We start from the raw sequence: 12,406 nt of genomic DNA, 5'->3' as shown, positions 1-12,406 counted from the left end.
CCGATGTCCACCTTCGCCAAGCAAGCCGCCGCGGGGCTGCGCGTCCTGCTCGTGCTCACCGTCATCACCGGGGTGCTCTACCCGGCCGCGGTGTGGGCCACGACCCGCCTGCCCGGGCTGCACGCCAACGCCGAGGCCGTCGGCACCACGCTCGTCGGGGTCGACCGGGAGGGCGACCAGTGGTTCCACACCCGGCCGTCCACGGCGACCCTGCCCGCCTCCGGCGGGTCCAACAAGGGCGAGCTGAACCCGGACTACGACGAGGTCGTCGCTGAGCGCCGTGCCGAAGTCGCCCGGCGCGAGCGGGTCGCTGAGTCCGCGGTGCCGCTCGACGCGGTGACCGCGTCGGCGTCCGGCCTCGACCCGCACATCAGCCCCGAGTACGCCGCGATCCAGGTCCCGAGGGTCGCCCGCGCCACCGGACTGCCCGAGCAGCGGGTCCGCGACCTGGTCGCCGCGCACACGGGCGGGGTCTTCACCACGACGGTCAACGTGACGGCGCTCAACCGCGCCCTCGCCGCGGCGGGCTGACGCGGTGCGGGGAGAGCTGCGCATCCACCTCGGGGCCGCGCCCGGCGTCGGCAAGACCTTCGCCGCGCTGGGCGAGGCGCACCGGCGGCGCGGGCGCGGCACCGATGTCGTCGTCGGCGTGGTGGAGACCCACGGCCGGGCCAAGACCGAGGAGCTGCTGACCGGCCTGGAGATAGTGCCCCGCAAGCGGTTCCACCACCGCGGCGTCACCGTGGCCGAGATGGACGTTGACGCGATCATCGCCCGCGCGCCGGAGGTGGTCGTGGTGGACGAACTGGCGCACACCAACGCGCCGGGCTCGCGCAATGCCAAGCGCTGGCAGGACGTCGACGAGCTGCTCGCCGCGGGCATCGACGTCCTGTCCACTGTGAACATCCAGCACCTGGAGTCGCTCAACGACGTCGTCCGGCGCATCACCGGCGCGCGCCAGCAGGAGACGGTGCCCGACGAGGTGGTGCGCCGCGCCGACCAGATCGAGCTGGTCGACCTCACCCCGCAGGCGCTGCGGCGCAGGCTCGCGCACGGCAACGTCTACCCGGCGCACAGGATCGACGCCGCGCTGGGCAACTACTTCCGCGAGGGCAACCTCACCGCGCTGCGCGAGCTGGCCCTGCTGTGGGTGGCCGACCAGGTCGACGTCGCGCTGCGCCGCTACCGCGCTGAGCAGGACATCACCGAGACGTGGGAGGCCAGGGAGCGGGTCGTCGCGGCGATCACCGGGGGCGGCGAGAGCGAGACCCTGATCCGCCGCGCGCGCCGGATCGCCCAGCGCGCGGGCGCGGACCTGATGGTGGTGCACGTGCTGCGCGGCGACGGGCTCGCCGGCGCCCCGCCCGAGCAGGTCGCGACCTGCCGCCGCATCGCCGACGACCTCGGCGCGAGCTTCCACACCGTCGTGGGCGACGACGTGCCCGCGGCGCTGCTGGAGTTCGCCCGCGGGGTCAACGCCACCCAACTCGTGCTCGGCACCTCGCGGCGCTCGCGGCTGGCGCGGGCGGTGGACGAAGGCATCGGCGCGGCCGTCGTCCGGCGCTCAGGCGCCATCGACGTGCACATGGTCACCCACGCCGAAGCGCGCCGCGGCCCACGGCGGCACGGCGAGGCCGATGCGCTCAGCGGCAGGCGCAGGGCCGCGGGCTGGGCGGTGGCGGTGGGGCTGCCCGCCCTCGTCACCGCGCTGGGGCTGCTGTGGCAGCGGGACGTGGAGTACTCGGCCGACGTCGTCGCCTTCCTGCTGGCCACCGTCGCCGCCGCCGTGGTCGGCGGGCTGGGCCCCGCCCTGCTGGCCGCGTTCCTCGGCGCGGGCCTGCTGAACTTCTTCTTCACCCCGCCCTTCCACAGCCTGGCCGTCGCGACCCCGGAGAACCTGATCACGCTCGGCGCCATGGTCGTGGTCGCGGTGCTCGTCGCGCTCGTGGTGGACCGCGCGGCGCGCCTGGGGGAGCAGGCGGCCAGGGCACGCACCGAGGCGTCCCTGCTCGCCTCCTACGCCCGCACCGTGCTGACCGCCCCCCGCCCGCTGGACCGGCTGCTGGAGAAGGTCAAGGAGAACTTCGGCCTGGAGTCCGTCGCCCTGCTGGAACGCCAGGACGGCCGGTGGGAGCGCATCGCCTGCACGGGGGAGCAGCCGTGCGACCGCCCCGAGGAAGCCGACGCCGCTGTCGCGGTCACCGCCGACGTGCACCTGGCGCTGCGCGGCAGACCACTACCCGCCGCCGACCAGCGGGTTCTGGAGGCCGCCGCGGGCCAAGCCCTGCTGGCCCTGCGCCAACAACGCATGGCCGCCGACACCGCCGCCGCCGAACGCCGCGCCGAGGCCACCGAACTGCGCACAGCGCTCCTCTCGGCCGTCGGCCACGACCTGCGCACCCCACTGACCTCCATCAAGGCCGCCGTCGGCAGCCTGCGCGACCCCGACCTCCCCCTCTCGGCAGAGGACACCGCCGAACTGCTGGCCGCGGCGGAGGAATCCGCCGACCGCCTCACCGCCCTGGTCGACAACCTCCTCGACTCCTCCCGCCTGGCCACCGGCACCGTCGTCCCAGCCCTGCGCCCGATCACCTACGACGAGGTGGTGGCCCGTGCCCTGCGCGGCCTCGACCACCAGACCGTCACCACCGACGTCCCCGAAGACCTGCCCCCGGTGCTGGCCGACCTCGGCTTCCTGGAACGCGTGGTCGCCAACGTCATCGACAACGCCCTCCGCCACGCCCACTCACCGGTCACCGTCCGCGCCGACACCCACGCCGACCGAGTCGAACTACGCGTCGTGGACCACGGCCCCGGCCTGCCCAAGAAGAGCGCCGACACCGCCTTCGCCCCTTTCCAACGCCTGGGCGACCGCTCGGCCACCCCCGGCACCGGCCTGGGACTCAGCGTCGCCAAGGGCTTCACCGAAGCGATGGGCGGCGAGATCCACGCCGAGGACACCCCCGGCGGCGGCCTGACGATCGTCATATCCCTCCCCGCCGCGCCCCCCAGCGCGCCGTTCCCCACCACCGGTCCGACGGCCCAACCCGACCCTCCTGCCACCGGTCCGACGGGATAGCGCGACTTCACCCCATCGGACCCACCCCTCAACTCACGGAGCCCCAAACCACCGCTCCAACGCCACCTCCACCCCACCCTGATCATCCCCCACCCACACCACATGCCCATCCGGCCGCACCAACACCCCCGGAACATCCACCTCACCCACCGCACCCACCACACGATCAACCCGATCCCCCCACCCCCCAACGGACAACCCCCCAGCCTGATCAAGCAACACCCCCCGCCCAGACCGCATCAACTCATACAACCGCCCATCCCCAACCGGAACATCCCGCAACCGCCGCCCCACCAACGAATGCCCATCCCCACAGTCATACCGCACCGACACCGCCGTGATCTTCTCGATCAAGTACCGGTTGACCTCATCAAACTCCACCAGCTCAGCGAACAACCCGCGCACAGCCCGCGGCCCCGGCTCGGTGGACATCAGCTCCATCATCGCCCGCGTAGTGCTCAGCACGTCAGCGGCCACCGGATGCCGCTCAGCCTCATAGGTGTCCAGCAGCCCCTCAGGCGCCCACCCACGCACCGAGGCCGCGAGCTTCCACCCCAGGTTCACCGCATCCTGAATACCGAGGTTGAGCCCCTGCCCCCCAGTCGGCGGATGCACGTGCGCGGAGTCCCCCGCCAGCAGCGCCCGACCGACCCGGTACCGCTCGGCCTGCCGCGTGGCGTCACCGAAGCGCGAGAGCCACCGCGGCGAGTGCACTCCGAAGTCGGTCCCCGCGGTCTTGATCAGCTGTGTCCGGAAGTCCTCCAGGGTGGGCGCGGACCGGTCCTCGCTCACCCCGTCGGCAGGAACCACCACCCGGTAGCCGCCGGAGGGCAGTGGGCCGAGGCCGAAGCGCTTCTGGGTCTTGCGGATCTCGGCCACGATCGCGGTCAGCTCATCCAGCGGGGTGGTCGCCTCCATCTCGCCGAGCAGGGTCTCGTGCTTGGCGGGCTCGCCGGGGAAGGCGATGCCGAGCAGCTTGCGCACCGTGCTGCGGCCGCCGTCGCAGCCGACGAGGTAGCGGGCGCGCAGGCTCCCGTCCGCCAGGTGGGCGGTGACGCCGTCGTCGTCCTGGTCGAGGCCGATCAGCTCCTGCCCGCGGCGCAGCTCCACGCCCACCTCGGCGGCGTGCTCGGTGAGAAGGCGTTCGGTCGCCGTCTGCGGGATTCCGAGCACGTAGCCGTGGGCGGTGTCCATGTGCTCGGGCCATGGCCGGTCGATGCCCGCGAAGAATCCGCCGACGCGGTACTCGGTGCCCTCGGCGAGGAAGCGCTCCAGCAGACCGCGCTGGTCCATGATCTCGATGCTGCGCACGTGCAGTCCGAGCGCCCGGACCTGTTTGGTGGGCTCGGTGTCGCGTTCGAGGACGACCACGCGCAGTCCGTGCAGCCGGAGTTCGGCCGCCAGCATCAGACCCGTTGGCCCGGCTCCGACGACGATCACGTCAACCATCAAACCGCCTGTTCGCTGTAGGTGCGTTTCCCTGATCGTGGCCCGGCGATCTCGCCGCCGACTGGTCACGGCCGGTGATTCTGAGGCACCACAGGGGTCTTGCCGCAAGACCCCCTGTGCGCTATATGTTGAAGTGGGAAGACACGGGGTGTGTGGCCCATCAGCCGCCCCCGCTTTCCCCGATCTCTCCGGAACCGGTCCCGCACCCGCGCTGACTTGCGGGGAAGCGCTTTCTCGATCCAGCGTCGAGAGGCTTGACGCGGCAATGCCGGGTGGCAAGAATCGCCACTCCCGGTACCTACCCACTCACCCGCCAAGGGGGAGCAGTGACCTACCTGGCGTCCGAAGCGCGGCACACCGCGATGGCACACCGCAGATCAGGGCGCAGCGGCCTGCTGCTCCCGGCCGTCTCGGTGGGACTGTCCAAGAGCTTCGGTGAGGACAGCGACCTGCGCCGCCAGCGGTCGGTGCTGCGCCGGGCGTTCGACCTCGGCGTGACGCACTTCGACACCGCCGACCACCACGGGCCTCCGCCCGGCAGCGCCGAGTCCAACCTCGGCCGCGTCCTCGCCCGCGACCTCGCAGGCCACCGCGACGAACTGGCCATCTCCACCAAGGCGGGCGCCCGGGTGTCCGACGGGCCGCACGGCGCGGGCGGGTCGCGCAAGCGGATCGTGTCGGCGCTGGACGCGTCGCTGCGCAGGCTGGGGGTGGACTACGTCGATGTCTTCTACCACCACCGCCCCGACGCCGGGACGCCCGTCGAGGAGACCATGGCCGCCCTCGACCACGTGGTGCGCCAGGGCAAAGCGCTCTACGTCGGGCTCGCCGACTACCCGGCCGACGAGACGAGGGAGGCCGCGAAGATCCTCGACGGCCTCGGCACCCCGCTGACCGTCCACCAGCTCGGCTACTCGCTGCTGGACCGCTGGCCGGAAGCCGACCTGCTCGGCACCCTCGCCGAAGCGGGCGCGGGCGTGGTCTCGCACTCCCCGCTGGCCGACGACGTGCTCGCCGAGCGCTACCTCTCCGGCCTCACCTACGACACTTTCCCGCCCGCGGGGGCCACCCGCGGTGTCGACTCGTCGGTGCCGAGCACCCTGCGCACGGTGCACGCCCTGGACGAGATCGCGGCCAGGAGGGGCCAGAGCCTGCCGGGGATGGCGATCGCCTGGGCGCTGCGCCGCTGCACGTCGGTCGTCGTCCACGCCCAGACCCCCGAGGAGGTCGAGGCCGCCGTCGCCGCCACCGAGGCCCTCGACTTCGCCGGCGACGAACTGGCCCAGATCGACCTCTGCCTGCGGTCCTGATTACCGGGGCCCGCGCGGGGGTACGGCTGGGGAGGGAGCACGGACGTCAGGAGAGGCCGATGACGGATCGCAGACTCAGCAGACACGAGCAGCGCCAGCTCGACGACATCGAGCAGCACCTCCGAGGGGAACTCGGCGACCTCGCCGACGCCTTCACCCCGGTCCCCGACCCCGTCGACCCCGGCGTCCGCGCGACCCTCCTGGCCTTCGGCGCGATGATGACCGGCATCGGGCTGCTCATCGACAGCCCGCTCCTGGCATTCGTCGCGATGGTGGCCTCCGCCGTCGCCGCCGCTGTTCCCAGCACCCGCAAGTCCCCCGTCGAGCCGGAGCGTCCCGATCCGCTGACACCCGCCACCTGAGCGGCTCAGGGCTTCCAGGGCGTGACGTCGAGCCCGGGGTCGCGCAGGGCGAGTCCGCTGACGGTCGCGGGCGTCCAGAACGGGTGGCCGGGCGGCGGGAAGCCGAAGAGGGCGAGCTGGCGCGGCGCGGCCCGCTCGACGAAGCGGTGCCAGGCCGGGCTGTGCGAGCGGTTGGCCGAGGCGGCGCGCTGGCCCCAGTCGTTGGCGCTGGGCCGGAAGCTGAGGTGACAGGAGTAGCGCGCGCCGCGCGGGCAGGTGAGGGCGGTGCCGCGGTGGAAGGTGCCCAGCTCGAAGGCGACGACCGTGCCCGCTGGTCCGACGGCGGGAACCTCGTGGTCGTAGAGGTGCGGCGCGGCGGGGGCGAACTGGTGGTCTCGCCGAGCGGGCTCGGCGCGCGGGTACCAGGTGGGGGCGGCGGCCGCGCCGGTGTACCTCGCCCATGCCTCGGCGGAGTAGAGGCGCAGGTCGTCGGTGCCGAGGAAGACCTCGGCGAGGCGGATCAGCGCGTCGTGGACCGCCAGCAGGCTGACCTCGGGAGAGGAAGCGGTCCCGCCTCGGGTCGGTGGCGTCGTGGAAGCCGTCCGCGCACCCTGGCCGAGCGGCACCCGGCACGGCAACCGGAACAACGGGGGGGCGGCGCCGACGGCGCCGCCCCCCCGCTCGAACCACTACGCTGGACGGGTCTCCAGCGCCTCGATGATCCGCGGGCGCAGCTCGGCCGCGCGGACGACGGCGTCGACCGAGCCGACCTCCACCGCGCGCTCGATGCTGTGGATGCGGTCGAACTCGCCCGCCACCTCGCTCAGCTTCTCCGCCCGCACCGAGGCGCGGACCTCGTCCAGCTCCGCGGTCAGCGCGGCCCGGTCGGCGCCGGAGGCGGCGGCGCTGCGCGCCTCCAGCTCACGGACCCGGGAGTCGGCCGCCGTGCGGGCCGCCACCTCGCGGGTGAACACGACCGCCGCGGCGGGCGCGCCGCCCAGGACGGAGGCGAAGGAGCCCTCCACCGCCAGGACGGTCATGTTCGGGTTGAGCGCCTTGGAGAACACCACGAACGCGCCGCCGTGGTACCGCGAGATCACGCAGAACACGATCGGCCCGTCGAAGTTGACCACCGCGCGGCCGATCTCCGCGCCGTACTCCAGCTGGAGCTTGCGCATCGACTCCGGGGAACCGTCGAAACCGGACAGGTTCGCCAGCACCACGACCGGGCGGTTGCCGCTGGCGGCGTTGATCGCGCGCGCCACCTTCTTGGACGACCGCGGGAACAGCGTGCCCGCGGTGTAGGTGTCCGGGCCGTCGGTGGGGGGGAAGCCGCGGCGGTCCACCGGGCGGGACTCGATGCCCAGCAGACACACCGGGATGCCGCCCAGGTGCACGTCCTGCACGACGGCGGTCTCCGCGTCGGCCATGCCCTTCCAGCGCTCCAGCACCGGCCGGTCCTGGTCGGACAGCGCGCGCATGACCGTGCGGATGTCGAAGGCCTTCTTGCGGTCCGGGTTGTCGGTCGCGGAGAAGATCTGCCCGACGGTGGTGAAGTCGCTGCCCGCCACCTGGTGCGGGTAGTCGGTGACGTCGCGGTCGCGCGGGTCGTTCGACTCCACCCGGCGCGGGCCGGACTCGCCGGGCGCGACGTAGGTGTGGTCGTAGTACGACATCAGCAGGTCCCTGGCCGAGACCAGGTCAGGGGCCCAGTACTGCGCCTGCCCGTTGGGGCCCATCACGCGGTCGTAGCCGCCGATGCCGAAGTTGTCCTCGGCCGACACGCCGCCGGAGAAGTCCAGCGACTGCTTGCCGGTGAGGACCATCGCCGACTCCGGCGTCATGACCAGGATGCCCTTGGTGTGCATGAGCATCGTGGCCTCGGCGTTCCAGTACGGCTGGGCGCCGACGTTGATGCCCGCGACCACCAGGTTGATCTCGCCGCCCGCCTGGGTGAACTCCACGATGCGCTTGAGCGCCGCCGCGACCCAGTCCATGTTCTCCGTGCCGGACTCCATCGAGATCCGCGCACCGGCCGACAGCGCGTACCACTCGACGGGCACCGACAGGCGTTCGGCGAGGTCCAGCGCGGCGATCACCCGGCGGCACTCGCCCTCCGAGAGCGCGCCGAGGGAGTCCGTCGGGTCGCCGAGGAGCACGACCCGGGTGACGCCCTGCGGGTGCCGTTCGGTCGGGGTCGTCACGACGCCCGCGACCATGGCCGCGGTGTTGTGGCCCTTCGGTCGGTCCACCGGGACCAGGGTGTGGGTGTCGTCCAGGTCGTACTCGGCGAACTCGCCGATCATGCCGGTGATCTCGTACGGGTAGACCGTGTTGCGGCTGGCCGCGCGCAGCACCTTCTGGCGGTAGCCGTCCAGCGGCGGGATCGGGGTGTCGGTGGGCTCGCCGACCGACAGCTCCGGGTTCCCGGTCGCGTCGTAGGAGATCCGCACCGCGATGCGCACGAGTTCGCCCGCGGCGTCGCGCTGGCGCAGGATGAACTCGATCTCCTCAAGGCCCGCGCCCGCCGTGGTCGGCAGGATGCGCTTGGCCAGCGTCGAGAGCTCCGCGCCGGTGATGTCGCTGACCGGCCAGACGTAGACGACGATCCGGTTGGTGCTGAACCGCGCCTTCATCGAGCGCCGCGACTGCGCGCGCCGGATCGAGTCCAGGCAGGTCGCCAGGGTGTTCTCGGCGGTGGGCAGGGCGGCCAGGCGGCCCTCCTGGTCGCGCAGGGCGACCAGGTCGCGGATCTGGCTGAAGGCCACGATCCGCTCGTCGGCGCGGTTCTCCTTGGCGACGCAGTGGAACAGGTACACGTCCTCGTCGGCCGAGGGCAGGCGCGTCATGTCGAACTCGCGCAGCCGCTCCAGCTGCATCCGCTGCGCGATGTAGGGGTGCAGGCCGCGGATCAGCCGGTCCTCGGCCATCCCGGCCTCCGACGGGCGGAACGTGACGTGCTGGTGCATGACCGAGTCGCTGCGGCCGGCGACGGTGAGCGTGAGCCGCTGGACCTGCTCGGGCAGCGGGTGCGCGCTCACCACGGCGGCGACGGCCGCGGCCAGGGCCGCGTGGTCCTCCGGCTGCTCGCGCCAGGCGAGGTAGATGTCGGCGGCCAGCGTCCCGGTGTCGGCGGCCAGGGCGGCCAGGTCGCGCAGCGCCTCGCCGAGGCCGTCGAAGTGGGCGGCGGTCGACACGACGGTGAAGTCCGTGCGCTCGGCGGTCACGAACACGTGCTCGCCGACGGTCTTGGTGCGGACGTCGACCAGGCGCTTGTTGCCGTAGTAGCGGCGGGTCAGCACCTCCAGCATGATCGTGTTGTCGCGGGTGTTGCGCTCCAGGTACTGGCTGAGCAGGCGCACCAGCGGCTCGGTCGTGCGGACCATGCGCCCGACGCGGTCCTCGCGGTCCCGCGCCTCCGGGTTCGCCGTCAGGTAGCGCACGTGGTCGCGGACCTCGGCGTAGCTGCGCGCCCGGTTGCGGATCAGCAGCGGCACGCCCAGCCAGGCGAACACGACGCCGCGGGCGAGGTCGGAGACCACCGGGAAGCGCACCTGCGTCGCCGGGACCAGGTCCTCCAGCGCGAGGCCGACGGTCTCGCGCAGCGCCTCGTCGGCCGGGGGCTCGGCCAGCCAGGTCCGCAGGATCGCGACGACGACGCCCGCGTCCGCGGTGGCCCGCTGCAGCGCGAGGAAGATGCGGAACACCGCGGCTTCCAGCTCCGGGGTGCGGTCGAGGCTGGTGACGCCGTAGTGGCTCAGCGCCTTGGACAGCTTCGCCTGGAAGCGCTCCGGCAGGCCGGAGCGCTCCACGTCCAGGCTCTGCAGGTAGGTGTGGAAGTACTCGCGGGCGCTGTGCACGTGGCCGTCGCCGAGGAAGTCCTCACCGGCGGGCCGGTTGCGGCTGAGTTCGGCGAGGTCGGCGAAGGCGGTCAGCAGCGCGACCTCGCCCGCCAGCGGGCGCCTGCCCGTCTCGGCGGCCTGCTTGCGCGCGGCGAGGTAGTCGCGCAGCACGCCGCCGTCGTCCTGCGGGTCGATGTCGAAGCCGAGCAGCTGGCCGGTCAGGTCCTGCAGGCCGCGCTGGACGCGGTCGGCGAGCGAGGTCTCCGCCAGCTCGGCCAGGTCCAGCTCCACCGCGACGTCCTCGGTGGCGTCGTCGGTGTCGCCCTCGGCCAGCGGCTCCAGCCGCAGCAGCGGGGCGCCGGTCTCGACCTGGCTGCCGACCGCGACCGCGCACTCCTTGATCCGGGCGGCGAACGGCGCGCGGAGCACCGTCTCCATCTTCATGCTCTCCAGCACGAGGACCGGGGCCCCGGCCTCCACCTCGGCGCCCACGGCGACCGGGGTGGCGACGACCAGCGCGGGCGCGGGGGAGCGGACCACGCCGCCCTCGTCGCGGCTGACGCGGTGCGCGACGCCGTCGACCTCCACCAGGACCACGGGGCCGGTCGTGCCGACGAGCAGGCGGTGGCGGACGCCGTTGACCTGGATCTGGCCAGTGTGCTGGTCGAAGCGGGTGACCTCGACCTCGGCGGCGCGGGACTGCCCGCCCGCCTCGATGCCGACCCGGAAGCGCCGCGCGCCGACCCGGGAGACGCGGACCCGGTAGGCGACGCCGCGCAGCTTCAGGTCCAGCGGGCGGCCGGAGTCGTGGCGCACCTGCGGGCGGCCGCCGAACGCGGTGGACAGCAGCCGCTGCTGCTCGGCGCGCTCCTCCTCCTCGTAGGCCTGGATCGCGGCGGCGGCGACGGCGACGGCCGAGTTGCGGTGCGCCACCAGGCGGCCCTCGCCGCGGACGCGGTCGATCCAGCCGGTGTCGGCGGAGGCGTCGATCACCTCGGGCTGGTCGAGCAGGTCGAGCACGAAGCTCTTGTTGGTCGCGCCGCCGTCGATGACGACGGTGGTGTCGGCCATGGCGCGGCGCAGCCTGCCCAGCGCCTCGTCGCGGTCGCGGCCGTAGGCGATGATCTTGGCGATCATCGAGTCGAAGTCGGCGGGGATGGTGTCGCCCTCGCTGACACCGGTGTCGACCCGGATGCCGGGCCCGGCGGGCAGGTCGAGGCGGGCGATGCGGCCCGGCGACGGCGCGAAGTCGCGGTCGGGGTCCTCGGCGTTGAGGCGGGCCTCGATGGCGTGGCCGCGCTCGACGGGGGCCGCGCCCTCCAGCTTGTTGCCCGACGCCACCCACAGCTGGGCCTTGACCAGGTCGAACCCGGTGGTCGACTCGGTGATCGGGTGCTCGACCTGCAGGCGGGTGTTGACCTCCAGGAACGCGAACGCCTTGTCCCCGGGGTGGTAGAGGAACTCGACGGTGGCCGCGCCGCGGTAGCCGACCGCGATCGCCAGCCGCTCGGCCGAGGCCTTGAGGTCGGCGGTCTGCTCGGCGCTGAGCACCGGCGACGCCGACTCCTCGATGATCTTCTGGTTGCGCCGCTGCACCGAGCAGTCGCGCACGCCCAGCGCCCACGCCGTGCCCTGGCCGTCGGCGATGACCTGCACCTCGACGTGCCGGGCGCCGGTGACCAGGCGCTCAAGGAACACGACGCCGGAGCCGAACGCGCGGGCCGCCTCCTGACTGGTGCGCTCGTAGGCGTCGGCCAGGTCGGCGTCGCTGGTGATGACGCGGATGCCGCGCCCGCCACCGCCCGCGGTGGCCTTCAGCATCAGCGGGTAGCCGATCTTCGCCGCGGCCGCGGTGGCGGCGGCGAGCGACTCGACCGGGCCGCGGCTCCACGGCGCGACCGGGACCCCGACCTCCTCGGCGATCAGCTTGGCGCCGATCTTGTCGCCGAGCTTGCGCATGGCCTCCGGGCTCGGGCCGACGAAGGTCACGCCGATCTCCTCGCAGAGGGCGGCGAAGGCCGGGTCCTCGGCGACAAAGCCCCAGCCGACCCAGGCGGCGTCGGCGCCGGTGGCCAGCAGCGCCTGCTTGAGCACCTTCAGGTCGAGGTACGGGCGCGCCGAGGCGGGGCCGAGGTCGTAGGCGACATCGGCCTCGCGGACGAAGGCGGCACCACGGTCGACGTCGGTGTGCAGGGCGATCGTGTCGATCTGCGCCCCGGTCTCCCCGGCCAACTCCCGGGCCGCGTGGATGAGCCGCATGGCGGCCTCACCCCGGTTGACGATCGCGATACGGCGGAACATCCGACCGACCATTCCCTTCTGTGACGTCGCCCCGAGCAGGTGTGGTGCTCGAACAGGTGCGTGCACACTCTGCCCGGTCACCTG

Annotated in this window: 7 protein-coding genes; 4 read left to right on the top strand and 3 right to left on the bottom strand. The window is 73.1% G+C overall.

The window, feature by feature from the left end; translation table 11 throughout:
- The first annotated feature begins 3 nt into the window (after positions 1-3).
- Both ACFPM7_RS22645 and ACFPM7_RS22640 read left to right on the top strand, forming a co-directional pair.
- Complete coding sequence (locus ACFPM7_RS22645) at positions 4-531, top strand: potassium-transporting ATPase subunit C (protein ID WP_378249726.1); 528 nt, start codon at positions 4-6, stop codon at positions 529-531.
- A 4-nt stretch (positions 532-535) separates the two neighbouring features.
- Positions 536-3,079 carry a DUF4118 domain-containing protein gene (locus ACFPM7_RS22640; RefSeq protein ID WP_378249725.1) on the top strand — a complete coding sequence of 848 codons (2,544 nt, stop codon included), beginning with the start codon at positions 536-538 and terminating at the stop codon, positions 3,077-3,079.
- Between the two features lie 33 nt (positions 3,080-3,112).
- Here ACFPM7_RS22640 and rox read toward each other — a convergent pair whose 3' ends face one another.
- Positions 3,113-4,528, bottom strand: a complete 1,416-nt coding sequence (rox, locus tag ACFPM7_RS22635) for a rifampin monooxygenase (protein ID WP_378249724.1) — start codon at positions 4,526-4,528, stop codon at positions 3,113-3,115.
- A gap of 326 nt (positions 4,529-4,854) precedes the next feature.
- Between rox and ACFPM7_RS22630 the strand changes: the two genes are divergently transcribed.
- Positions 4,855-5,838 (top strand): aldo/keto reductase, encoded by a 984-nt coding sequence (locus tag ACFPM7_RS22630; protein WP_378249723.1) that lies wholly within the window; start codon positions 4,855-4,857, stop codon positions 5,836-5,838.
- A gap of 59 nt (positions 5,839-5,897) precedes the next feature.
- Positions 5,898-6,200, top strand: a complete 303-nt coding sequence (locus ACFPM7_RS22625; RefSeq protein WP_378249722.1) for a DUF3040 domain-containing protein — start codon at positions 5,898-5,900, stop codon at positions 6,198-6,200.
- Between the two features lie 5 nt (positions 6,201-6,205).
- On the opposite strand, the gene ACFPM7_RS22620 is transcribed toward ACFPM7_RS22625, so the two are convergent.
- Positions 6,206-6,805, bottom strand: a complete 600-nt coding sequence (locus ACFPM7_RS22620) for a hypothetical protein (protein ID WP_378249721.1) — start codon at positions 6,803-6,805, stop codon at positions 6,206-6,208.
- Between the two features lie 63 nt (positions 6,806-6,868).
- Positions 6,869-12,322, bottom strand: coding sequence for an ATP-binding protein (locus ACFPM7_RS22615; RefSeq protein ID WP_378249720.1), 5,454 nt, complete (start codon positions 12,320-12,322; stop codon positions 6,869-6,871).
- Between the last annotated feature and the right edge of the window lie 84 nt (positions 12,323-12,406).

The sequence above is a fragment of the Actinokineospora guangxiensis genome (genome assembly GCF_042657845.1).
GTDB lineage: Bacteria > Actinomycetota > Actinomycetes > Mycobacteriales > Pseudonocardiaceae > Actinokineospora > Actinokineospora guangxiensis.
The sequence above is the reverse complement of the archived record's forward strand: the minus strand, read 5'-3'. Positions and strand labels throughout refer to the sequence as shown.

Excerpts from the sequence above, each read along its gene's own strand:
- ACFPM7_RS22625 (WP_378249722.1), top strand. The coding sequence starts at position 5,898 with ATGACGGATCGCAGACTCAGCAGACACGAGCAGCGCCAGCTCGACGAC.
- ACFPM7_RS22645 (WP_378249726.1), top strand. The coding sequence starts at position 4 with ATGTCCACCTTCGCCAAGCAAGCCGCCGCGGGGCTGCGCGTCCTGCTC.
- ACFPM7_RS22615 (WP_378249720.1), bottom strand. The coding sequence starts at position 12,322 with ATGTTCCGCCGTATCGCGATCGTCAACCGGGGTGAGGCCGCCATGCGG.
- rox (WP_378249724.1), bottom strand. The coding sequence starts at position 4,528 with ATGGTTGACGTGATCGTCGTCGGAGCCGGGCCAACGGGTCTGATGCTG.